Origin of the sequence: Streptomyces fradiae ATCC 10745 = DSM 40063, assembly GCF_008704425.1 — a bacterium.
GTDB lineage: Bacteria > Actinomycetota > Actinomycetes > Streptomycetales > Streptomycetaceae > Streptomyces > Streptomyces fradiae.
Genome location: NZ_CP023696.1, coordinates 3,249,761 through 3,269,977, shown reverse-complemented (window position 1 = coordinate 3,269,977; position 20,217 = coordinate 3,249,761). Strand labels below are relative to the sequence as shown.

Genomic DNA, 20,217 nt, shown 5'->3' with positions numbered 1-20,217 from the left:
CCTACGGGTGGGGCCGCCCTCGGCGGGGCGTGCCGGGGTGCGGGTGCGCCGGCCCCGGTGGGGGCGCCGGTCCCGGCGGGCGGGGCCGCCGGGGGCGTCAGAGCATGCGGCCGTCGTCGCGGAGCGGGTCGGGCTCCACGACCGGTGCGACGGGCGGGACGACCGCCCTGCGCCGGCGTGCGAGGCTCGTGTACGCGGCGACGCCGATCAGCCCCACCGCCATCATGATCAGTCCGGCGACGTCCAGATTGAAGCCGCTGACTTCCCAGTCGGTCGCGAACGTGAGGATCGCGCCTCCCGCGATGAGCAGCAGGCATCCGCCCAGGCCCATGGTGTGCCTCCTCCGTGTGTGAACTCGTCCCGGAGACCTTCGGGTACCCCCTGCGGCCCTGCCGACGCCTCCGGGAACGGCTTCACTTGAGGAGGCGTCACTTCAGGAAGGCCACCAGGGCGTTGGCCAGCAGGTACGGGTCGTGCGCGCCGCACAGCTCGCGGGCGCTGTGCATGGACAGGCAGGCCACGCCGATGTCGACGGTGCGGATGCCGTGCCGGGCGGCGGTGATCGGGCCGATCGTCGTGCCGCACGGCATGTCGTTGTTGGAGACGAAGGACTGCCAGGGCACCCCGGCCTCCTCGCACGCGGCGGCGAAGACCGCGCGCCCGGTGCCGTCGGTGGCGTACCGCTGGTTGACGTTCACCTTGAGGATGGGGCCGCCGTTGGGGCGCGGGTGGTGCGTCGGGTCGTGCCGCTCCGCGTAGTTGGGGTGCACGGCGTGGCCCACGTCGGAGGAGAGGCAGACCGTGCCGGCGAAGGCGCGGGCGCGGTCCTCGTAGGTGCCCCCGCGCGCGTAGACGGACCGTTCCAGCACCGTGCCGAGCAGGGGGCCCTGGGCGCCGGTGTCCGACTCGGAGCCGTTCTCCTCGTGGTCGAAGGCCGCCATGACGGGGATGTACGCGGGGGGCCGCCCGGCGGTGGCGACGGCGGTGAGCGCGGCGGTGCAGGCGTGCACGGAGAGCAGGTTGTCCAGGCGCGGGGCGGCGAGCAGTTCGCGGTCGCGGCCCAGGTAGGCGGGCGGCTCCACGGGGTGGACCATGAGGTCCCAGCCGGTGACGTCCTCGGCGTCGAGCCCGGCCTCGTCGGCGAGGAAGCGGATCAGGTCGCCCGCGCGGACGTCGTCGCCCAGGCCCCAGACGGGCTGCATGTGGCGCTGCCGGTCCAGCTTCAGCCCGTCGTTGGCGCCCCGGTCGAGGTGGATCGCGAGCTGCGGCACGCGCAGCAGCGGCCGGTCGACGTTCACGAGGCGGTGCGTGCCGTCGCGGAGGGAGAGCCGGCCCGCGATGCCGAGGTCGCGGTCGAGCCAGGAGTTCAGCAGGGGGCCGCCGTAGATCTCGACGGCGACCTGCCGCCAGCCGTGCGCCCCGCTGTCGGGCTGCGGCTTGACGCGCAGGGTCGGCGAGTCGGTGTGGGCGCCGACGATCCGGTACGGGGTGTGGGCCGAGGCGCCCTCGGGGACGTACCAGGCGACGATGGCGCCGCCCCGGACCACGTACTTGCCGCCCGTCGTCCCGTCCCACGCGGCGGTTTCCTCGACCTGGCGGAAACCGGCCTCCTCCAGCCGCCCGGCGGCGGTCGCCACGGCGTGGTACGGGGTCGGCGAGGCGGTGAGGAACGTGATCAGGTCGTCGGTGTGGCCGCGGTCGAAGCGGGTGGCAGAGCTGCTCATGCCCACACCATACGGGCGGCCCCGCGGGCGGGCGCAGGGGTTCGGGCGGGGCGTTGTCAGTGGTGGCTGGGAGTATCGGTGGGGATGACACACCGTTGACCGACGCGTGACCGGAGGTGCACTGGTGGAGACGACGAGGACCGCGGACGGCCCGCGCGGCGCCGCGCCCGTCCGGGGGGCGGCGGCCGTCCGCGCCGCCCTGCGCGCCTGCCGGGCGGCGGCCCCGGGCCCCGGGGCGGCTCCGGGCGGCCCGCCGGCGCCGGGGGCCCGGCCGGCGGGGCCGGTCCGGCGTCCGGCGCCCGGCGGGGAGGGGCCGTCCGCCCGGTCGGGTGGTCCGCCGCTCCGGCCGGAGACCACGGCGTGGCGGGAGGGGGCCGCCCGGCCGGTGGTTCCGGTCCGGCCGGTGGCGCCGGTCGGGTCGGTGCCGGACGGGTCGGCGGGGCCCGGTGGGTCGGTGGCACCCGGCAGGCCGGTGGCGCGGGTCGGGTCGGTGGGGCGGGTCGGGTCGGCGGGGCCCGGTGGGGCCGCGGCCCCGGTCCGGTCGGTGTCTCCGGTACGGCCGGCGGGGCGGCCCGCCGGGTCGGTGACGGGGCCTGCCTGCTCGGTGTGCGGGGTGCCCGGCGCGCGGTGGAGCGTCCCGCTCAGGATGCCGTTGTGCCCGGTGTGCACACGGACGGGGACGGGAGCCGGCTCGGGGGCCGGTGCGGACACGGAGGGCTCGTGGGGCGCGGGCCGGCGTGCGGGCGCGGGGGGCTCGGGGGGTTCGGGGGGCTCGGGGGAGGGTGCGGTGGACCGCGATCCGGTACGCCTCGGGGACGTGCTCCCGGTGACGGCCGCCGCCCTGCGCGCGTTCGAGCGGGGTGCCGTGCGGATACCGCCGCCGCGAGGGCGGCACGCCGACCCGGCCCCCGGCCGGCTGACGGCCTGAGGGCGGCCGGTCCGCCTTCGGGCCGCGCGGCTCCGGGTGGGCGGTCCGGCTCCGGGTGGCGGTCCGGCTTCCGGCAAGCCGCGCGGCTCCGAGGTCGCGCGGCTCTGAGGTCGCCCGGCTCCGGGGTCGTCCGGCCCCGGGCCGCCGCCCTCCGGGTACGCGGACGGCCCGCCTCCCCGGACCGGACCATCCGGGGGAAGCGGGCCGTCGTGGGGCCTGGGCCTCAGGGGCGGGGCGCCGTGGCCGGCGCGCCCGTCAGAAGGCGGCCTCGTCCAGCTCCATCAGGGAGTTGTCGACGCCCTCGGCGATGAGGCGCTCGGTGGCGACGCCCGGCAGGACGTTGGCCGCGAAGAACTTCGCCGCCGCGATCTTGCCCTGGTAGAAGGGCACGTCCTTCGAGGAGGCGCCGGCGGCCAGCTTCTCGGCGGCGACGGCGGCACCGCGCAGCAGCAGGTAGCCGACGACGACGTCACCCGACGCCATGAGCAGGCGCGTGGTGTTCAGGCCGACCTTGTAGATGTTCTTGACGTCCTCGCCGGTCGCGGTGAGGTCGGTGAGCATCTTGCCGACGATGGCCTCCAGGTCGACGGCCGCCTTGGCGAGCGCCTCGCGGGCCGGGGCCAGCTCGTCGCCGCCGGTGCCGACCGCCAGGAACTTCTTGATCTCCTCGGAGAGGGTGTTCAGCGAGGCGCCCTGGTCGCGGACGATCTTGCGGAAGAAGTAGTCCTGGCCCTGGATGGCCGTGGTGCCCTCGTAGAGGGTGTCGATCTTGGCGTCCCGGATGTACTGCTCGACCGGGTACTCCTGGAGGTAGCCGGAGCCGCCGAACGTCTGGAGCGACTGCGCGAGCTGCTCGTAGGACTTCTCGGAGCCGTAGCCCTTCACGATCGGCAGCAGCAGGTCGTTCAGGCCGTGCAGCGCCTTGGCGTCCTCGCCCGCCGCCTCCTTGACCTGGATCGCGTCCTGGACCGCGGCGGTGTACATGACGAGGGCGCGCATGCCCTCCGCGTACGCCTTCTGCGTCATGAGTGAGCGGCGCACGTCGGGGTGGTGCGTGATGGTGACCTTCGGCGCGGTCTTGTCCATGAAGTTCGCCAGGTCGGGGCCCTGCACGCGCTCCTTGGCGTACTCCAGCGCGTTGAGGTAGCCCGTCGACAGGGTGGCGATGGCCTTCGTGCCGACCATCATGCGGGCGAACTCGATGATGCGGAACATCTGGCGGATGCCGTCGTGCTTGTCGCCGATGAGCCAGCCCTTGGCGGGGTGCTGGTCGCCGAAGGTCATCTCGCACGTGTTGGACGCCTTGAGGCCCATCTTGTGCTCGACGTTCGTCGCGTAGACGCCGTTGCGCTCGCCCAGCTCGCCGGTCTCCCAGTCGAAGTGGTACTTCGGGACGAGGAAGAGCGACAGGCCCTTGGTGCCCGGACCGGCACCCTCGGGGCGGGCGAGGACGTAGTGGAGGATGTTCTCCGACATGTCGTGCTCACCGGAGGTGATGAAGCGCTTCACGCCCTCGATGTGCCACGAGCCGTCCTCCTGCTGGACGGCCTTCGTGCGGCCGGCGCCCACGTCGGAGCCCGCGTCCGGCTCGGTCAGCACCATGGTGGAGCCCCACTGGCGCTCGACGGCGATCTCGGCGATCTTCTTCTGGACCTCGTTGCCCTCTTCGAAGAGGACGCCGGCGAAGGCGGGGCCGGAGGAGTACATCCACACGGCCGGGTTCGAGCCGAGGATCAGCTCCGCGTACGCCCAGATCAGCGAGCGCGGCGACGTGGTGCCGCCGATCTCCTCGGGCAGGCCGAGCCGCCAGTACTCGGAGTCCATGAACGCCTTGTAGGACTTCTTGAAGGACTCCGGTACGGGAGCGGTGTTGGTCTGCGGGTCGAAGACCGGCGGGTTGCGGTCCGCGTCGGCGAAGGAGTCGGCGAACTCGTTCTCCGCGAGACGGCACAGCTCGTCCAGGACGCTCTTGGCGGTCTCGACGTCCATCTCCTCGAACGGACCGGTGCCGTACACCTTGTCGCGCCCGAGGACCTCGAAGAGGTTGAACTCGATGTCGCGGAGATTCGACTTGTAGTGCCCCATGGCGACGGCTCCGTAAGGGATCGGGAGGCAGGTTCCTCGTGCATCTACCAGCTGGTAGCTACGATGATGCTACCCACGGGTAATAAGGGCAACCCCTGGCGCCCGACTGTGACGCGTCACGCCCCTCCCTCACGCCCTGCGCAACACGTCCACCAGGGCGCGGGCGGTCGCGAGATTGCAGTTCCCGAGCGTGATCAGCGGCGGGTCGCCGTAGTCCCTCCCGAGTGACGGCAGCTTGATCCCGTGCGACCCGAGGACGATCCGCAGCTCGTTCACCGTGCTGCGGGCCTCCCGGTCGGCCTCCGCGTCGTATCCGATGGTCATTCCTTCACCCTTTCCGTGCGTGCTGTGACGTACTGGTCACACTCTGGCGCGGGGCTGCCTAGCGTGGAAGCCGTTTCGGCACCACGAGGCCGGATGTGAAAGGGGATCGCGGATGGCGCGAGGGCAGCGGGTGGAGATCGACGGCTCGGAGAGCGTCCCGAGCTTCTACGGCAAGGAGCTGCGCTTCCAGCGCGAGCGGGCGGGCCTCACGCTGGAGCAACTGGTGGAGGGCAGCTTCTACGGGGCGACCTACCTGAGCGAGATCGAGCGCGCCCAGCGCCGCATGCCGCCGGACCTGGCCCGCCACGTGGACCGGGTGCTGGGCACGGACGGCTACTTCGAACGGTGCTGCGAGGACGTGCGGCGGGCGCGACGGCGGGGCCACGCGGCGTACTTCGAGCGCATTCTGGAGGCGGAGAAGCACGCGCTGACCATCGAGGAGTGGTGCCCGACGGTCTTTCCGGGGCTGCTCCAGACCGAGGCGTACGCCCGGGCCGTGGTGCGGGCCACGCATCCTCTGGAGACCGAGGAAGAGACGAGGGGCAAGGTCGAAGGGCGACTGTCACGGGCATGCCTCTTCGAGGACGACCACAAGACGCCCCAGTACTGGGTGGTACTGCACGAGTCCCTGCTGCGTCAGCCAGTGCTGCGGCCTCAGGGTATGGCGGAGCAACTCGACTGCATCGTCCATCTGGTGAGGCGGCGACGCGTCTTTACGCAGGTCCTCCCGTGGAGCGCTGGAGGGCACCCTTTCATGGTCGGCAGTGCCATGATCATGACCTTCACCGACGCTCCGCCGCTCGTCTACACCGAGTCGCTGCACACGGGGCACACGATCGACGATCCGGCCCTCGTGGCGGACTACCAAAGGTCGTACGATCTGCTGAGGGCCGCCGCGCTACCGCCGGAGGCGTCCCTCGCCATGATCGAATCAGCGGCCGAGGACTTCCGAAATGGCAAGCAGGAGCGTTGAACTGAGTGCCGCCGTCTGGCGGCGTAGCAGCTACAGCAACGCGTCGGGCGGTGACTGCGTCCAGGTGGCCGAGGGCTTCCTCGGCGCAGCCGCGTGGCGGAAGAGCAGCCACAGCAACGGCTCTGGCGGCAACTGCCTCGAAGTCGCCGACCATTTCCCCGGCTTCGTGCCCGTCCGGGACTCCAAGGTGCCGGACGGGGGCGTGGTCGTGGTGTCCGCGCGGGCGTGGGCGCCGTTCATCGAGTCGCTGAAGGGCTGACCGCTCCCGCCGTGCGTTCGGCCTCCTCCAGCCACTCCAGGTACCACCGGGCGAAGGTGACGCCGAGCGGTTCCAGGTCCATGTGGTCGCAGCGGGCGTCGTCCCACATGCGGCCGCGCTCCGGGCCGGAGACGGCCAGCCACTGCCGCTGGGCGCACCCGAGGTCGCAGAGGCATATCGCGCCGGCCGTGTGCTCGTAGGACCACAGGGTGGCGAGGAGCCGCTTCTCCCACGCCTCGTAGGCCAGGTCGAAGGCGTCCATGTCCTCGTAGGACTCCTCGTCCGGCTGGTCCGCCAGCAGGGCCTCGACCTCCTCCGGGGTCATCCGCTGCCCGAACGGCTCCGCGAGGCGCCGCGCCAGCGTCATGTCCCCGCCGTCGCCGTGCCACGCCCAGGTCCCGTCGTCGCCCCGGCGGACCGGGAACACCCCGTACGCCGGGCCCGCGCCGCCCGCGCCCACGTGCAGCAGGAAGTCGCGGTACTCCTCCGGCAGCCGCACCCCGCAGAAGCGCTCCAGGTCGGCCAACTCCGCCTCCGTCAGCGGATCCTCCAGCACCCGTTCGCCGCGCGGGAAGCCGAACACCTCCGCGGCGCCGGGGGACTTCGCCAGCGCGAGGACCCGTTCGCGTACCCCTGCCCAGATGTCTGCGCTCATACGGGTGAGCGTAGGTCGTGCCACTGACAGACTGGACCGATGCGAAAGTGGCTGATGGTGGGGGCGGGGACGAACCTGGTGCTCGGCGTTCCCGCGGTCGTACCGATCTGGATGGTCTGGTACCTGCTGTCCAACTGGCCGCTCGCCGCGCTGGGTTGGACGCAGGCGGAGCCGACCGAGAACGACGGCGTGTGGCCGTGGTTCGTCGTGGCCGGGCCGGTGGTCGTGCTCTCCGGGCTCGCCTGGTGGGCCGTGAACCGGCCCCTGCGCCGCCGCGACGAGGGCGGCGGCGGGCTGTACTGGTCGGTAGGAGCGGCGGCGACCCTGGCGCCCACGGCGGCGCTGATCGCGGCGAGCGCCCTGTAGGCCCCGGAGGCGTCCGCGTACCGCCGGGCACGCGTCACGGGCGCGGCCCGTACTCAGTACCCTTGCGTGCATGTACGGCTACGAGCAGAACCCGGGCGCCCAGCAGCAGTACGCCCCGCCCCAGCAGGGGTACGGGCAGCAGCAGCCGCCGCTGTACCCGGAGCCGTCCCCGCCGTCCCTCGCCGACGCGGTGCGCGCGTTCACCACGGGCTCCCTCGCCGCCGAGGACTTCCAGCAGATCTTCGCCACGTCGAAGGTGTACTGCCCGCGCGGCGACAATCCGGGCTTCCTCGCGCTGCACAACACGCAGCAGCCGGTCATCCCGATGTTCACCTCCCTGAAGCAGCTCCGCCGCTACGCCGGCAAGGAGTCGAAGTACTTCGTGATCACCGGCGCCGAGGTCCTGGACCTCCTCCCGACCGGGTACGGCTTCGTGCTGGACATGGAGGGCGACCACCGGATCGTCTTCGACGCGAAGGCCGTCGAGGAGATGGTCGACTTCGCGATGCGCCGCATGTACGGCTAGCCGCACGTCCTCCGGCGGCCCGGCCGCCCGGTGACCCGGTGACCCGGCGGCCCGGCCGCGAACGCCGCGCCGCCGCTGTGCACCGCTGAGCCGCCGCAGCGCAACCCCTCCGGTGGCGGTTTGTCCCCCTCCGGTCGGCGGGGGGCCCAATCCCCCCTGAGGCGGAGGGGAGGGGGCTCGGGCGCTGCCTACTGTTCGAGTGTGGAACAGCTCGGTGCCTATCTCCTGACCCAGCGGATCGCCCCGCTCGTCAACCGGTACGTCGTCACGGCGCCGGACGGCGGGGACGTGCTGGCGTTCGCCGAGCAGAAACGCTTCGCCCTCAAGGAGGAGCTGACCTTCTGGTCCGGGGAGGACCGGGCGCGGCGGCTCGGCGGGTTCAAGGCGCTCAAGGTGCTCGACCTCAGCGCCGCGTACGACGTGACCGGCCCGGACGGGCGGCCGCTCGGCTTCTTCAGGAAGGACGCCAGGGCCTCCCTGCTGCGCTCCACCTGGCACCTCGTCCCCCGGGTCGACCGCCCGCCGTGGGCCGGGAGCGCAGCCTCCCCGTGGCCGTCGCCCGGCGCGGGTGGCAGCTCGTCGACACGTTCCTGCCCGTGCCGGTGCCGCCGATGCCGTTCGTCTACCACTTCGACTTCGTGCGCGACGGCGAGCCCGTCCTGACGGTCGAGCGGCTGTGGGGGCTGCGCGACCGGTACGTCGTGCACGTCCGGGACCCGGAGCTCGACCCCGTGCTCGCGCTCTGCATGGCCGTCGGGCTCGACGCCCTGCAGAGCCGCTGACCGGGACCCGCCCGTACCGCCCGTACCACCCGTACCACCCGTACCACCCGTACCGCCTGTACCGAGTCCGTCCCTTCCTGTACGACCGCTCCCTGTGCGCCCTGCCGCCCATACGGCCGCCCGGCCCGTGGCACCTGCCCGCCCGTACCCGAATCCACCGAACGAGAGGCCGACCGCCGCCATGCTGCTCCTGCTGGAACTCGCCGCCCACTTTCTGACGGACCTGGGGGTGTGGGTCGGCGGGAAGGCCCTGGACCGGCGCCTCTCCGCCCGCCGCGTCGACGCGTTCCGGCGGGGTGAGGCGGTCCGGTTGCGCTGCCGCTACCGGCTGGGCGCGCAGGCCCCCGCCATGCGGCGGGGCACCCTCACCCTGAGCCGGTCCGGCGCCGTTCTCCGGACCGGTGCGGAGTCGGCGGGCGCGCGGCTGGCCGGGCCCGTGTCGGCGGTGTCGGGCGGCGGGCGCGGCGGTACGTCCCTGTCGTGCACGGCCGTCCCGGCGGGTGGCGGCGGGGTGCCCGCCGAGGTGCTGCTCACCACGTGGGACGTGGAGCTGGTGCGGCTGGTCGCGGGCACCGTGGCGGGGCGCCGCTGAGAGCGGCGGCGCGGGTCGGTCGCTGGGTGGGGCGGGCCCGCCGGGGTGGGGAATGCGCGAGCCGGGCGGCGCGTTGCCCTGGCAAGAAGTTCACGGTTCAACTAAACTGGCCGTACGCCGACCCACCACCCGGAGGCTCCGATGCCCGCCGTCACCGTCGAGAACCCGCTCACCCTGCCCCGCGTCGCCGCACCGGCCGACAGCCGGGCCCGCAAGGTCCTCACCGTGGTCACCGCGCCCAGCGGCTTCGAAGGGGAGGGCTTCCCGGTCCGCCGCGCGTTCGCGGGCATCAACTACCGCCACCTCGACCCGTTCATCATGATGGACCAGATGGGCGAGGTGGAGTACCAGCCCGGAGAGCCGAAGGGGACCCCGTGGCACCCGCACCGGGGCTTCGAGACCGTCACCTACATCATCGACGGGATCTTCGACCACCAGGACTCCCACGGCGGTGGCGGCACCATCACCAACGGGGACACCCAGTGGATGACGGCGGGCTCGGGCCTGCTGCACATCGAGGCGCCGCCGGAGCACCTGGTCGTCTCGGGCGGCCTCTTCCACGGTCTGCAGCTGTGGGTGAACCTCCCCGCCAGGGACAAGATGATGGCGCCGCGCTACCAGGACATCCGCGGCGGCAGCGTCCAACTGCTGACCACGCCCGACGGGGGCGCGCTGCTGCGCGTCATCGCCGGCGAGCTGGGCGGGCACGCGGGCCCCGGCATCACGCACACGCCGATCACGATGGTCCACGCGACGGTGGCGCCGGGGGCGGAGGTCACGCTGCCCTGGCGCGAGGACTTCAACGGCCTCGCGTACGTCCTCGCCGGGCGCGGTACCGTCGGCACCGAGCGCCGGCCGGTCCGCCTCGGGCAGACCGCCGTCTTCGGGGCCGGGTCCTCGCTGACCGTCCGCGCGGACGAGAACCAGGACTCCTCCACACCGGACCTCGAAGTCGTCCTCCTCGGCGGGCGGCCCATCCGTGAGCCGATGGCCCACTACGGCCCGTTCGTCATGAACACGCGCGACGAACTCCAGCAGGCGTTCGAGGACTTCCAGAAGGGGCGGCTCGGGACGGTCCCCGCGGTGCACGGGATGTCCGAGGGCGGGCTGTAGGGGCCGGCGCGGCCGGACCGCGCGGACGGGCCCGGTCCGGGGGCGGACGGGGCCCGTCCGCCCCCGGACCCGGCCGCCGCTCCCGGCCGCCGCTCCCGGCCGCCGCTCCCGTTCGGTGGTCCGCGGGCGGGCGGCCGTGGTCTTGCGGAGTCCGGGGACCCCGGTCTCCGGGGGCCGATCACCAGTAGTGGCGTCGGCCGGCGACGGCGTGTCCCGTGGCGCCGAGGATCCAGAGGACGGCCCCGATGACCGCCAGGATGAGCCCGATGGTCCACAGGATGGATACGCCGGTGATGAGGCCGATGACGAGCAGGATGACGCCCAGGATGAGCATGATTCCTCCTTCGGTGGGAAGTGCCCCTGCCGCGGACCGCGGTGATCCGCGAGGCGCGGGGGGCTGAAGCGGCCGGTCTCCTCCTCACTCCACGCGGGTCGGTCCGTGGCGGGTGACCTGCAGGCGCACCTCGGTGGGCGGGTCGGGGAGGCCGGTGGACCGCCGAGCGGTGCCCAGGGGGCCTTCGCAGAGGGCGCCGAGGGCGGCGCCGGGTGCGCCCTCGGGCGTGAGGGCGAGTGCGACGCGGGCGCGGTGGCGGGTCGGCCGACCGGTGATGCGTACGGACGCGTGGTCGACGGCCGGCAGGGCGCCGGCCTCGGCCGCGATGGCGTCGCCGAGTGCGCGGTCGCGCAGTGCGACGCCCTCCTGCGGCGGTGTGCCGCCGACGGGCAGGGTGCCGGGGCGGAGCCGGCTCGGCTGGGCGAGCAGCCACCACAGCGCGAGCAGGGCGACGAGGGAGAGGGCGGCGATGACCGCCGGCCACCACCACCAGCCCTGATCGCTCCAGCGTTCGCGGTCGGAGGCGGCGAGCAGGACGTCGTCCGGCGTGGTCAGGGGCCAGCCGGCGGGCGGGACCAGATCACGTCGCCGGTAGAGGTCGAGCCCGGCGAAGAGGACCAGCAGTCCGCCGCCGAGCAGCACCAGCCCGGCGAGGGCCAGCAGGCTGCGGTTGAGTGCGGGTCGCGGTGTCATGGCGGGCTCCGGGGCCGAGGGTCTTCTTCCTGAGGGGCTTCGGTCAGTCGGGTCGTCGCCGCACCCGTACGACGACGCGGGGAGGCCGGGCGAGGGCCAGCCGGTCCCGCTCCTCGTCCAGGACGGCGGTGAGGTCGTCCCTCACCTGCCGGGCGTCGCGGAAGCGGACGTCGGCGCGGGCCCTGATGCGGTGGCGGCGCACCCGGACGTGCGCCGCGCTGACTCCGGGAACCCTCATGGCGGCGTTGCGCAGCAGGTCGGCGGCGCCGTCGCGGTCCAGGAACGCCCGCAGCCGGGGACAGTCGGCGGGGGAGCGCATGGGCAGCCAGCGGCGCTGGCCGGGGGTGAGGGCCAGGATGATCAGCCAGACGCCGAGGGCGGCGGCCACGGCGGCTCCCGTCAGCATCCACACGTCGTCCACCGGACGGGTGGCCAGTTCGTCGGCGAGGTGCCGCCGCCAGGCCGCCGCCGGACGCCCGGCCCGTACGGCGATGACGTCGACCAGCGCCGCGACGGCGGCCACCAGGATCACCGCGGCGACCACGGCCGACGTGACGCGGCGCGCGGACCACTTCCGGTGCGTCCGGTGCCCCCCGCCGCGCTCATCGCCGGTTCCGGCGGCCGCGCGGTCCGGAGCGGACGGGCCGTGTCCAGGCGGGCCGGCTTCCTTCGCCGACGGCCCGGTGGCGCGGGACGCGGGCGCCGCGGTGTCGCCGTGCGCGGACGACGCGGAGCCGCGGCCGGGGGAACCGGTGTCGGGTGTCATCGCGTTCGCCCTTCCGCCGCGGTGTGCCCGGTGGTCCGGGCCGCGCGGCCGCTCACCGGACCCGCCCCCGGCCGACGTCGGCGGCGGTCATCAGCCGCCGGACGGTGAGCAGGACCTCCCCCACCCGCAGACCGGTCAGCTGGGCGACGCGTTCGGCGACGTCCCGCTGGATCCGCTCGCAGACGCGGGGGATGTCGGTGGGGTAGGGCAGGTCCATGGCCAGGTGCAGGCGCACCGATCCGGCACGGACGGTGGCGGAGGCGTGGGGCGCCTCCGGCCGGCCCCGGTCCGGCGGTACGGCGGCGCGCCGGGACTGGGCCGTCCGGGCGGCCCGGGCGGCGATGCGCGCGACCACCCTGTCGGGGATCACGGTGGCGCCCCGCTCGGCCGGGGGCGGAAGCCCGGCGGCCGGGGCCGCCGGGTCCGGCCCCTCGTCCGGGGGAGCGGACCTGGTCCTCACCGCTGCCTCCGGGTCCGGAGGTCGAGGTCGCCCTGGAGGGCGAGGCCGGCGACAAGACCCGCCGCGCCCAGGACCAGCACCAGCAGGAACGCCCAGAAGCCGCCGAAGTATCCGGCGAAACCCAGGGCCATTCCGGCCGCGAGCCCCGTCGTCGCTGTGTTCATCTCGCACTCACCCGTCTCGCGCAGGCACGTCACCGTGCGCGTGGTCACGCGTGTCCGTCAGGGGGCGGCGGTGGATCACCTCACGCGGCCCTCTTCCGGTTCCGCCTCGTCCTCCTCGTCGGGGAGGTGGACGTCGTCGACGGCGATGTTCACCTCGACGACCTCCAGGCCCGTCATCCGCTCCACGGCGCCGATGACGTTGGTGCGCACGCCCCCGGCGACGTCGACGATGGGCACGCCGTACTCGACGACGATGTCCAGGTCCACGGCGGCCTGACGCTCACCGACCTCGACCTTCACCCCCCGTGTGACGGCCCCGCTGCCGCCGCCGGGGACGCGTTCCCGTACGGCGCCGAAGGCGCGGGCCATGCCCGCTCCCAGGCTGTAGACGCCCGGTACCTCGCGGGCCGCCATGCCGGCGATCTTGGCCACCACGCCGTCCGCGATGGTGGTCTTACCCCTCCTCTCGGCCGGAGCCCCGGCCCCCGTACGGCCCTGCAGGGCGCTCTTGCCCGTCTCGGGCCGGTTGCCTGTGCTGGTGTTGTCGTCCGTCATCGCGGTCGCCTCGCCTCGATCGGTTGGACACTGGTGTGGCACCCGTCAAAGGATGTGGGCATATCGGACATGTCGCTCACCACGAGTGTGGGGTGTGATCCGCACCACGCGCAATCCGAATGCGCCGGATCACCGTCAACCGCTGCCTGGCCACGCGCGGCGGCCGCCGGCCGCGGCCGCCGACCGCTCCCCGGACGTCCGGGGCAGGGGGTCAGGGCCGACCGCCACGGCTGCCTGACGGGGCATCACCCGTGCGGGCCCCGCCGAGGGGCGGGGCCCGCGCCGGCGTGGTCGGCTGAGGGCGTGCCGTCGCCCGCGCCGCCACCGCTGCTGCCCGAACCCGTCCGCCGCCTCGCCGCCTGGTGCGCCGTCGGCCTCCTCGTCACGGGCGCCGCGGCCGTCGCCGTCTGGCTGGTCGTCACCTTCCGGACGGCGGTCACCCCGCTCCTCCTCGCGCTGCTCGGCACCGCCCTTCTCGGGCCGCTCCACCGCCGCCTCGTCGCGGTCGGCGTCCACCGGTCCCTCGCCGCCGGGCTGACCTGCGCGGCGATCGTCGCGGTCTTCGGGGGCGCCGCCTACATCGTGGTCGCCGCGCTCATCGACAACGGCGACCAGATCGTCTCCTCCCTGCGCCGCGCCGCCGAGGACCTCGCGGGGCGGATCGGCGTCGAGGGGACCTCCCTGGACGACCTCGCCGCCAACGCCAGGAACCTCGTCACCCGCTTCGGCTCCACCGCCGCGACCGGGGTGATCAGCGGACTCGGGCTCGTCGTCGAGGTCGCGGCCATGGCCGTGCTCGCCCTGTTCCTGGTCTTCTTCTTCCTGCGCGACTCCGGGCGGGCCGTGGCCGCGCTGCGGTCGCTCGCGCCCGCCACGACCGGCGACCTGGTGGAGGCCATGGCGCGCCGGGCGTTCCAGTCCGTCGAGGGGTTCATGCGGGGCACCACCCTCATCGCCCTGATCGACGCCGTGCTCATCACGGCCGGGCTGCTGGTGCTGCGCGTGCCGGGTGCCGTCGGGCTGGGCGCGCTCGTCTTCGTCGGCGCCTACATCCCGTACCTCGGCGCCTTCCTGTCCGGGGCCGTAGCCGTGCTCGTCGCCTTCGCCGACCGGGGGCTGGTCATCGCCCTGTGGGCGCTCGGAGTGGTACTGGCCGTGCAGGTGCTGGAGGGCAACATCCTCCAGCCGGTCGTCCAGAGCCGCACCGTCCAGCTCCACCCCGCGGTCGTCCTGCTGGCGCTCGCCGCCGGGGCGGCCGTCGCGGGCATCCTCGGCATCCTGCTCGCCGTGCCCTTCACCGCCGCCGTGTTCGGCGCGGTGGAGGAGGTGCGGCGGCACTACGGTCAACCGCCGGCCGCGGACGTCCCGCCCTCGTAGAGCTCGAACCAGATCGACTTGCCCTCGCCGCGCGGGTCCACGCCCCACGCGTGCGCCAGCATCTCCATCAGCATCAGCCCGCGCCCCGACGACGCCATCTCACCGGGCCGCCTGCGGTGCGGCAGCTCGTCGCCGGAGTCCGCGACCTCCACCCGCAGCCGCCGCGCGCCCAGCTCCCCGCGCGCCTCCGCGACCAGCAGCGCGTCCCCGTCGGTGTGGACGAGCACGTTCGTGACCATCTCCGACACCATCAGCACCGCGGAGTCGACCTGGTCCTCGTCCGCCCAGTCGTGCAGCAGGTCCCGCACATGCCGCCGCACGCCCGCGATCCGCTCCGGCTCCGCCTGCGCGACCGTCATCACCGTACGGCGCGGGGCCGTCCGCCCGGCAGGCTCGCCCGTACGGGAGAGCAGCAGTACCGCGATGTCGTCCTCGCGCCGGTCCGCGAGCGGGCCCACCGTGTGGTGGGAACCCGGCCCGTGCACCGCCTGCACCAGCGAGTCCGCCAGCACCTCCAGCGACTCCCGGCGCGGCTCGTACTCCTCCAGCAGCTTGCGGACCCGCAGCCAGCCCGTCTCCATGTCGTGCCCGCCGGTCTCCAGCAGGCCGTCCGTGCACAGCATCAGCGTCTCGCCCGGCTCCAGCGTCATCCGCGTCGTCGGGTAGTCCGTGTCCGGGACGATCCCCAGCGGCAGCCCGCCGTCGGTGGGCCGCATCATCACCGTGCCGTCCGCCAGCAGCAGCGCCGGGTCCACGTGGCCGGCCCGCGCGATGTCCAGCGTGCCCGTCGCCGGGTCCACCTCCAGGTAGAGGCAGGTCGCGAACCGCGTGCCGTCCCCGTCGTCGGACACCGCCGCCGGGGCGCGGCCGTCCACCCCGTGGGCGCCCTCGGTGATCCCGTACAGGAACCGCGACGCCCGCGACAGCACCGCGTCCGGCCGGTGCCCCTCCGACGCGTACGCCCGCAGCGCGATCCGCAGCTGCCCCATCAGGCCCGCCGCCCGCACGTCGTGCCCCTGCACGTCCCCGATGACGAACGCCACCCGCCCGCCGGGCAGCGGGATCATGTCGTACCAGTCGCCGCCCACCTGGAGCCCGCCGCCCGTCGGCACATACCGCGCGGCCACCTCCATGCCCGGGATCGCCGGACCCAGCACCGGCAGCATCGTCCGCTGGAGCCCCAGCGACAGCTCCCGCTCCGTCTCCGCGACCCCCGCACGGGCCAGCGCCTGCGCCAGCATCCGCGCCACCGTGGTCAGCACCGACCGCTCGTCCGGAGTGAACCCCACCCGGTGCGCGAACGCCGCCATCCACGCGCCGATCGTCCGGCCCGCGACGATCAGCGGCAGGAACGCCCACGACTCCCGGCCGAACCGCCGCGCCAGCGGCCAGGTCGCGGGGAACCGCCCGCGGTACTCGTCGGGCGTGGAGAGGTAGATCGCCCGCCCGGTGCGGACCACCTCCGCCGCCGGGTAGTCCGTGTCCAGCGGCATGTCCGCGAAAGGCCCCTCGTCCCCCGCGCTGTGCCCGTGCTGCCCGATGATCGTCAGCCGGTCTCCCGCCGTGCCGAACACCGCGAGCCCGTCCGGCGAGAACCCCGGCATCGACAGCGACGCCGCCACCCGCAGCACCTCCGCCGTGGACCGCGCCTCCGCCAGCGCCCGGCCCGCGTCCAGCAGGAACGCCTCCCGCGACCGCCGCCAGTCACCTGTCACCGGCTGCCGCGCCGCCCGCCCCGGCTCCTGCTCGGACACCTCCTGCAACGTGCCGACCAGCCGCAGCCCGACGCCCCCCTCGGAGGCCATCGGCTTCGCCCGCGACCGCACCGTGCGCAGGACCCGGCCGTTCTCGTCCATCACCCGCAGCAGCGACTCGGCGAGCGTGCCCTCGGCGAACGCGAGGTTCACCACGCCGTCGATCTCGTTCCAGTCGACCGGGTGGAGGCGGGAGCGCACGGCGCCCTCCGACAGTTCCACGGGCTCGGCGGGCAGCCCCAGCAGACGGGCGGCCTCGGCGTCGAGCTGGACGACCTCGGTCGCGTTGTCCCACCGCCACAGACCGGTCAGGATCGCGGCAAGGACGTCCTCGGTGTGCATTGCCCCACTTTATGGAGATGGGTGGAGGCGACGCCAGTGTGCGAAAGCCCGGAACCCGCCGCCCGGTACCCTGGTCTGTGTTTCACGTGAAACCACGCGTCCGTGAAGCCGTGCACGACAGCACCACGCACCACAGACCCCGATCCGCGAAGACTGGATGAACCACGATGCATCGGTACAGGTCCCACACCTGCGGCGAGCTCCGCGCTTCTGACGTCGGCACCGACGTCCGGCTGAGCGGCTGGCTGCACAATCGGCGCGACCTGGGCGGCATCCTCTTCATCGATCTGCGCGATCACTACGGCATCACGCAGCTCGTCGCCCGGCCCGGCACCCCCGCGTACGAGGCCCTCGACAAGCAGACCAAGGAGTCCGTCGTCCGCGTCGACGGCAAGGTCGTCTCGCGTGGCGCCGAGAACGTCAACGCGGACCTGCCCACCGGCGAGGTCGAGGTCGAGGTCTCCGAGGTCGAGGTGCTCGGCGCCGCCGGCCCGCTGCCCTTCACCATCAACGCGGACGACGGCGTCAACGAGGAGCGGCGCCTGGAGTACCGCTTCCTCGACCTGCGCCGCGAGCGCATGCACCGCAACATCATGCTGCGCACGGCCGTGATCTCCGCGATCCGGCACAAGATGGTCGCCCTCGGCTTCAACGAGATGGCCACGCCCATCCTCACCGCGACCTCGCCCGAGGGCGCCCGCGACTTCGTGGTGCCCTCCCGCCTCAACCCGGGCAAGTTCTACGCCCTCCCGCAGGCGCCGCAGCAGTTCAAGCAGCTCCTGATGGTCTCCGGCTTCGACCGCTACTTCCAGATCGCGCCCTGCTTCCGCGACGAGGACGCCCGCGCCGACCGCTCGCCGGGCGAGTTCTACCAGCTCGACGTGGAGATGTCCTTCGTCGAGCAGGAGGACGTCTTCCAGCCGATCGAGAAGCTCATGACCGAGCTGTTCGAGGAGTTCGGCGGCGGCCGCCACGTCACCTCGCCGTTCCCGCGCATCCCGTTCCGCGAGGCGATGCTGAAGTACGGCTCCGACAAGCCGGACCTGCGCGCCCGGCTCGAACTGGTCGACATCACGGACGTCTTCGCGGACTCCGAGTTCAAGGCGTTCGCGGGCAAGCATGTCCGCGCCCTGCCGGTCCCGGCCGTGCAGGACCAGCCGCGCAAGTTCTTCGACTCGATGGGCGACTTCGCCGTGGAGCAGGGGGCCAAGGGCCTCGCCTGGATCCGCGTCGGTGAGGACATGGCCTTCACCGGCCCCATCGCGAAGTTCCTCACCGAGGAGAACGTCAAGACGCTGGTCGACCGCCTCGGCCTGAAGCCCGGCCACGCGGTCTTCTTCGGCGCGGGCGACTTCGACGAGGTCTCCAAGATCATGGGCGCGGTCCGCGTCGAGGCCGCCAGGCGCGCCGGCCACTTCGAGGAGGACGTCTTCCGCTTCTGCTGGATCGTCGACTTCCCGATGTACGAGAAGGACGAGGAGACCGGCAAGATCGACTTCTCCCACAACCCGTTCTCCATGCCCCAGGGCGGCATGAAGGACCTGGAGGAGAAGGACCCGCTCGACATCCTCGCCTGGCAGTACGACATCGTCTGCAACGGCGTCGAGCTGTCCTCCGGCGCGATCCGGAACCACGAGCCCGAGATCATGCTGAAGGCGTTCGAGATCGCCGGGTACGAGCGGGAGACCGTCGAGGAGGAGTTCGCGGGCATGCTGCGCGCGTTCCGCTTCGGCGCCCCGCCGCACGGCGGCATCGCCCCGGGCGTGGACCGCATCGTCATGCTGCTCGCCGACGAGCCGAACATCCGCGAGACGATCGCCTTCCCGCTCAACGGCAACGCCCAGGATCTGATGATGGGCGCCCCGACCGTGCTGGACGAGGCCCGGCTGCGCGAGCTGAACATCGCGCTGCGCAAGCCCGCGGCCGACAAGTAGGACGGATGTAGCCCGGCAGGCACGGGCGTGGGCGAGGGCCCCGGAACCGATCGACCGGTTTCGGGGCCCTTCCCGTACCCGCCGCCGGCGGGGCCGCCGGGTGGTCGCCGGGGTGGCCGGGGCGGCCGGAGCGCCGGGTGGCCCTCGGGGCCGGCGGAAGGGCTGCCGGGCGGGCCCTCGGGACGGCCGTCGGAGGGCCGTCGGGCGGTGGCCCGGTCGTGCGTACGGGGGCGATCTGGGGGGTGGGGCGTTCCGGCCGTGGCCCGGCGTGGGACCCCTGATGGGGAGACCGCGCACCGACCGCCCCGAAAGGCCCGACATGCCGCCCGTCCAGCGAAGCCCCCACCGCCTCCTCGCCGCGACGCTGCTGCTCGCGCTGCTGCCCCTGTCCGCCTGCGGCACCACCGGACCGGGCGGCCCCGGCGGCCCGTCCGGCCCCGCCGGCACGGCGGCCGGACCCGGTTCGCCGGGCGGCTCCGGTGCGCCGGAAGGCCCCGGCGGGGCCGGCGCGGCGGGCGGTGAGGTGCGGAGTACGGCGCCGGGCGAGGCTCACCGGCACGCCGTCCCCGGCCCGAAGGGCACCGTGTCCCCGCAGGGCACGGGGTCCGCGCAGGGCACGGGGTCCGCGCAGGGCACCACGGCCCCGCGGGGCACGGCGTCCCCGGCGGCGACCGCGCCGCGCAGGGGCGTGCCGGGACCGCCCGCCGCACCCGCCGAGATCCCCGGGCTCGGCCCGAGGACCCGCGCGCAGATCCCGCCCGCCAGTCTCCAGGCCGTCGTCGTCCGCGGGCACGGCCGGGACGTCGGCACCGGCACGGCCACCCTGTACGAGCGCCGGCCCGGCGCGGGCTGGACCGCCGCCTCCGCCCCGTGGCCCGCGCACAACGCGGTCAGCGGCTGGACCGACCACCACGTCCGGGGCGACCTGCGCTCCCCGGTCGGCGTCTTCCGGCTCACGGACGCGGGCGGCCTCCTCCCCGATCCGGGCACACGGCTCCCGTACGACGAGGACCGCCACTTCGTCGCCGTCGGCAGCGGCTCCCTCGGCGAACCGCTGGAGGGCTCCTTCGACCACGTCGTGGCCATCAACTACAACCGGGTGCCCGGCACGACCCCCCTCGACAAGACCCGGCCGCTCGGAGAGGACCGGGGCGGCGGCATCTGGATCCACGTCGACCACGAGGGCCCCACGCAGGGCTGCGTCTCGCTGCTCCGTACGCACATCCGCGAGCTGCTGCGCTGGCTGGACCCGGCGCACCAGCCGGTCGTGGTGATGGGGGACGTGGCGAGCCTGGCCCGCTGACCGGGCGGCGGTGCCCCGCCGGTGACGGCAGGGATCGTCGTGACGGTCCCGTCGGGGTGCCCCACCGGTGACGACCGGGGGCAGGCCCCATACGGCGGCGACCGCCGCCCCGGCCGGGTGGCGGGGGCGGCGGTCGCAGCGGTGGTACCGGTGGTGCGGCCGGGCGGGGCCGGGGCCCGGCCATCCGGCCGGGGGCCCGGCTGCCCAC

Annotated in this window: 24 protein-coding genes; 12 read left to right on the top strand and 12 right to left on the bottom strand. The window is 73.9% G+C overall.

From position 1 onward, the window contains the following. Positions 1 to 97 precede the first annotated feature (97 nt). Together CP974_RS14480 and CP974_RS14475 are read right to left on the bottom strand one after the other, a co-directional pair. Positions 98 to 331, bottom strand: coding sequence for a hypothetical protein (locus CP974_RS14480; RefSeq protein WP_031131756.1), 234 nt, complete (start codon positions 329 to 331; stop codon positions 98 to 100). Between the two features lie 97 nt (positions 332 to 428). Beyond that, positions 429 to 1,724 carry a M18 family aminopeptidase gene (locus CP974_RS14475; protein WP_031131754.1) on the bottom strand — a complete coding sequence of 432 codons (1,296 nt, stop codon included), beginning with the start codon at positions 1,722 to 1,724 and terminating at the stop codon, positions 429 to 431. A gap of 787 nt (positions 1,725 to 2,511) precedes the next feature. Here CP974_RS14475 and CP974_RS29625 point away from each other — a divergent pair. Further along, on the top strand, positions 2,512 to 2,652 hold the full coding sequence (locus CP974_RS29625) for a hypothetical protein (protein ID WP_158935931.1): 141 nt from the start codon (positions 2,512 to 2,514) through the stop codon (positions 2,650 to 2,652). Positions 2,653 to 2,907: 255 nt separating this feature from the next. Here CP974_RS29625 and CP974_RS14465 read toward each other — a convergent pair whose 3' ends face one another. Continuing rightward, positions 2,908 to 4,737, bottom strand: coding sequence for an acyl-CoA dehydrogenase (locus tag CP974_RS14465; protein WP_031128384.1), 1,830 nt, complete (start codon positions 4,735 to 4,737; stop codon positions 2,908 to 2,910). A gap of 129 nt (positions 4,738 to 4,866) precedes the next feature. After that, positions 4,867 to 5,061, bottom strand: a complete 195-nt coding sequence (locus tag CP974_RS14460; RefSeq protein ID WP_031128385.1) for a hypothetical protein — start codon at positions 5,059 to 5,061, stop codon at positions 4,867 to 4,869. 112 nt (positions 5,062 to 5,173) lie between these two features. Between CP974_RS14460 and CP974_RS14455 the strand changes: the two genes are divergently transcribed. Then, complete coding sequence (locus CP974_RS14455) at positions 5,174 to 6,034, top strand: helix-turn-helix domain-containing protein (RefSeq protein WP_031128386.1); 861 nt, start codon at positions 5,174 to 5,176, stop codon at positions 6,032 to 6,034. Then, complete coding sequence (locus CP974_RS14450; protein WP_078915304.1) at positions 6,015 to 6,293, top strand: DUF397 domain-containing protein; 279 nt, start codon at positions 6,015 to 6,017, stop codon at positions 6,291 to 6,293. Before CP974_RS14455 ends, CP974_RS14450 begins: the two co-directional genes overlap by 20 nt. Here the strand turns inward: CP974_RS14450 and CP974_RS14445 are convergent. After that, positions 6,271 to 6,948: an SMI1/KNR4 family protein gene (locus tag CP974_RS14445; protein WP_031128389.1), complete on the bottom strand. Its 678-nt coding sequence runs from the start codon at positions 6,946 to 6,948 to the stop codon at positions 6,271 to 6,273. The two genes, CP974_RS14450 and CP974_RS14445, sit on opposite strands and share 23 nt — an antisense overlap. A 39-nt stretch (positions 6,949 to 6,987) precedes the next feature. On the opposite strand from CP974_RS14445, the gene CP974_RS14440 reads away from it, so the two are divergent. The 6 genes from CP974_RS14440 to CP974_RS14420 all read left to right on the top strand — a co-directional run bounded on the left by CP974_RS14440 (position 6,988) and on the right by CP974_RS14420 (position 10,327). After that, positions 6,988 to 7,314 carry a hypothetical protein gene (locus CP974_RS14440; RefSeq protein WP_031128390.1) on the top strand — a complete coding sequence of 109 codons (327 nt, stop codon included), beginning with the start codon at positions 6,988 to 6,990 and terminating at the stop codon, positions 7,312 to 7,314. Between the two features lie 70 nt (positions 7,315 to 7,384). Next, a complete protein-coding gene (locus CP974_RS14435; RefSeq protein ID WP_031128391.1) occupies positions 7,385 to 7,840 on the top strand; it encodes an SseB family protein in 456 nt (151 codons plus the stop codon). A gap of 201 nt (positions 7,841 to 8,041) precedes the next feature. Next, positions 8,042 to 8,503: an LURP-one-related/scramblase family protein gene (locus tag CP974_RS14430; protein ID WP_223844626.1), complete on the top strand. Its 462-nt coding sequence runs from the start codon at positions 8,042 to 8,044 to the stop codon at positions 8,501 to 8,503. Then, positions 8,452 to 8,622, top strand: coding sequence for an LURP-one-related/scramblase family protein (locus tag CP974_RS30250; RefSeq protein WP_223844627.1), 171 nt, complete (start codon positions 8,452 to 8,454; stop codon positions 8,620 to 8,622). The genes CP974_RS14430 and CP974_RS30250 overlap by 52 nt, the downstream gene beginning before the upstream one ends. 181 nt (positions 8,623 to 8,803) lie before the next feature. After that, positions 8,804 to 9,214, top strand: coding sequence for a hypothetical protein (locus CP974_RS14425; protein WP_031128392.1), 411 nt, complete (start codon positions 8,804 to 8,806; stop codon positions 9,212 to 9,214). 141 nt (positions 9,215 to 9,355) lie between these two features. Beyond that, complete coding sequence (locus tag CP974_RS14420) at positions 9,356 to 10,327, top strand: pirin family protein (protein WP_031128393.1); 972 nt, start codon at positions 9,356 to 9,358, stop codon at positions 10,325 to 10,327. Positions 10,328 to 10,505: 178 nt separating this feature from the next. On the opposite strand, the gene CP974_RS14415 is transcribed toward CP974_RS14420, so the two are convergent. The 6 genes from CP974_RS14415 to CP974_RS14395 all read right to left on the bottom strand — a co-directional run bounded on the left by CP974_RS14415 (position 10,506) and on the right by CP974_RS14395 (position 13,299). Then, positions 10,506 to 10,661: a DUF6131 family protein gene (locus CP974_RS14415; RefSeq protein WP_085921228.1), complete on the bottom strand. Its 156-nt coding sequence runs from the start codon at positions 10,659 to 10,661 to the stop codon at positions 10,506 to 10,508. A gap of 84 nt (positions 10,662 to 10,745) precedes the next feature. Next, positions 10,746 to 11,354 carry a hypothetical protein gene (locus CP974_RS14410; protein ID WP_031128394.1) on the bottom strand — a complete coding sequence of 203 codons (609 nt, stop codon included), beginning with the start codon at positions 11,352 to 11,354 and terminating at the stop codon, positions 10,746 to 10,748. A 43-nt stretch (positions 11,355 to 11,397) separates the two neighbouring features. Beyond that, positions 11,398 to 12,120, bottom strand: a complete 723-nt coding sequence (locus CP974_RS14405) for a DUF6286 domain-containing protein (protein WP_037936384.1) — start codon at positions 12,118 to 12,120, stop codon at positions 11,398 to 11,400. Positions 12,121 to 12,172: 52 nt separating this feature from the next. After that, positions 12,173 to 12,580 carry an Asp23/Gls24 family envelope stress response protein gene (locus tag CP974_RS14400; protein WP_031128396.1) on the bottom strand — a complete coding sequence of 136 codons (408 nt, stop codon included), beginning with the start codon at positions 12,578 to 12,580 and terminating at the stop codon, positions 12,173 to 12,175. Continuing rightward, positions 12,577 to 12,792: a hypothetical protein gene (locus tag CP974_RS29620; protein WP_051838871.1), complete on the bottom strand. Its 216-nt coding sequence runs from the start codon at positions 12,790 to 12,792 to the stop codon at positions 12,577 to 12,579. Before CP974_RS29620 ends, CP974_RS14400 begins: the two co-directional genes overlap by 4 nt. A gap of 27 nt (positions 12,793 to 12,819) precedes the next feature. Then, positions 12,820 to 13,299, bottom strand: coding sequence for an Asp23/Gls24 family envelope stress response protein (locus CP974_RS14395; protein ID WP_031128399.1), 480 nt, complete (start codon positions 13,297 to 13,299; stop codon positions 12,820 to 12,822). 303 nt (positions 13,300 to 13,602) lie between these two features. Between CP974_RS14395 and CP974_RS14390 the strand changes: the two genes are divergently transcribed. Next, positions 13,603 to 14,676, top strand: coding sequence for an AI-2E family transporter (locus tag CP974_RS14390; RefSeq protein WP_031128400.1), 1,074 nt, complete (start codon positions 13,603 to 13,605; stop codon positions 14,674 to 14,676). Here CP974_RS14390 and CP974_RS14385 read toward each other — a convergent pair. Then, positions 14,643 to 16,772 carry a SpoIIE family protein phosphatase gene (locus CP974_RS14385; RefSeq protein ID WP_031128401.1) on the bottom strand — a complete coding sequence of 710 codons (2,130 nt, stop codon included), beginning with the start codon at positions 16,770 to 16,772 and terminating at the stop codon, positions 14,643 to 14,645. The two genes, CP974_RS14390 and CP974_RS14385, sit on opposite strands and share 34 nt — an antisense overlap. A 167-nt stretch (positions 16,773 to 16,939) precedes the next feature. On the opposite strand from CP974_RS14385, the gene aspS reads away from it, so the two are divergent. Together aspS and CP974_RS14375 are read left to right on the top strand one after the other, a co-directional pair. After that, complete coding sequence (gene aspS, locus CP974_RS14380; RefSeq protein WP_031128402.1) at positions 16,940 to 18,706, top strand: aspartate--tRNA ligase; 1,767 nt, start codon at positions 16,940 to 16,942, stop codon at positions 18,704 to 18,706. A gap of 583 nt (positions 18,707 to 19,289) precedes the next feature. After that, entirely contained in the window at positions 19,290 to 20,009 is a 720-nt protein-coding gene (locus CP974_RS14375) for a L,D-transpeptidase family protein (RefSeq protein ID WP_107066982.1), read from the top strand. Positions 20,010 to 20,217: the final 208 nt, after the last annotated feature.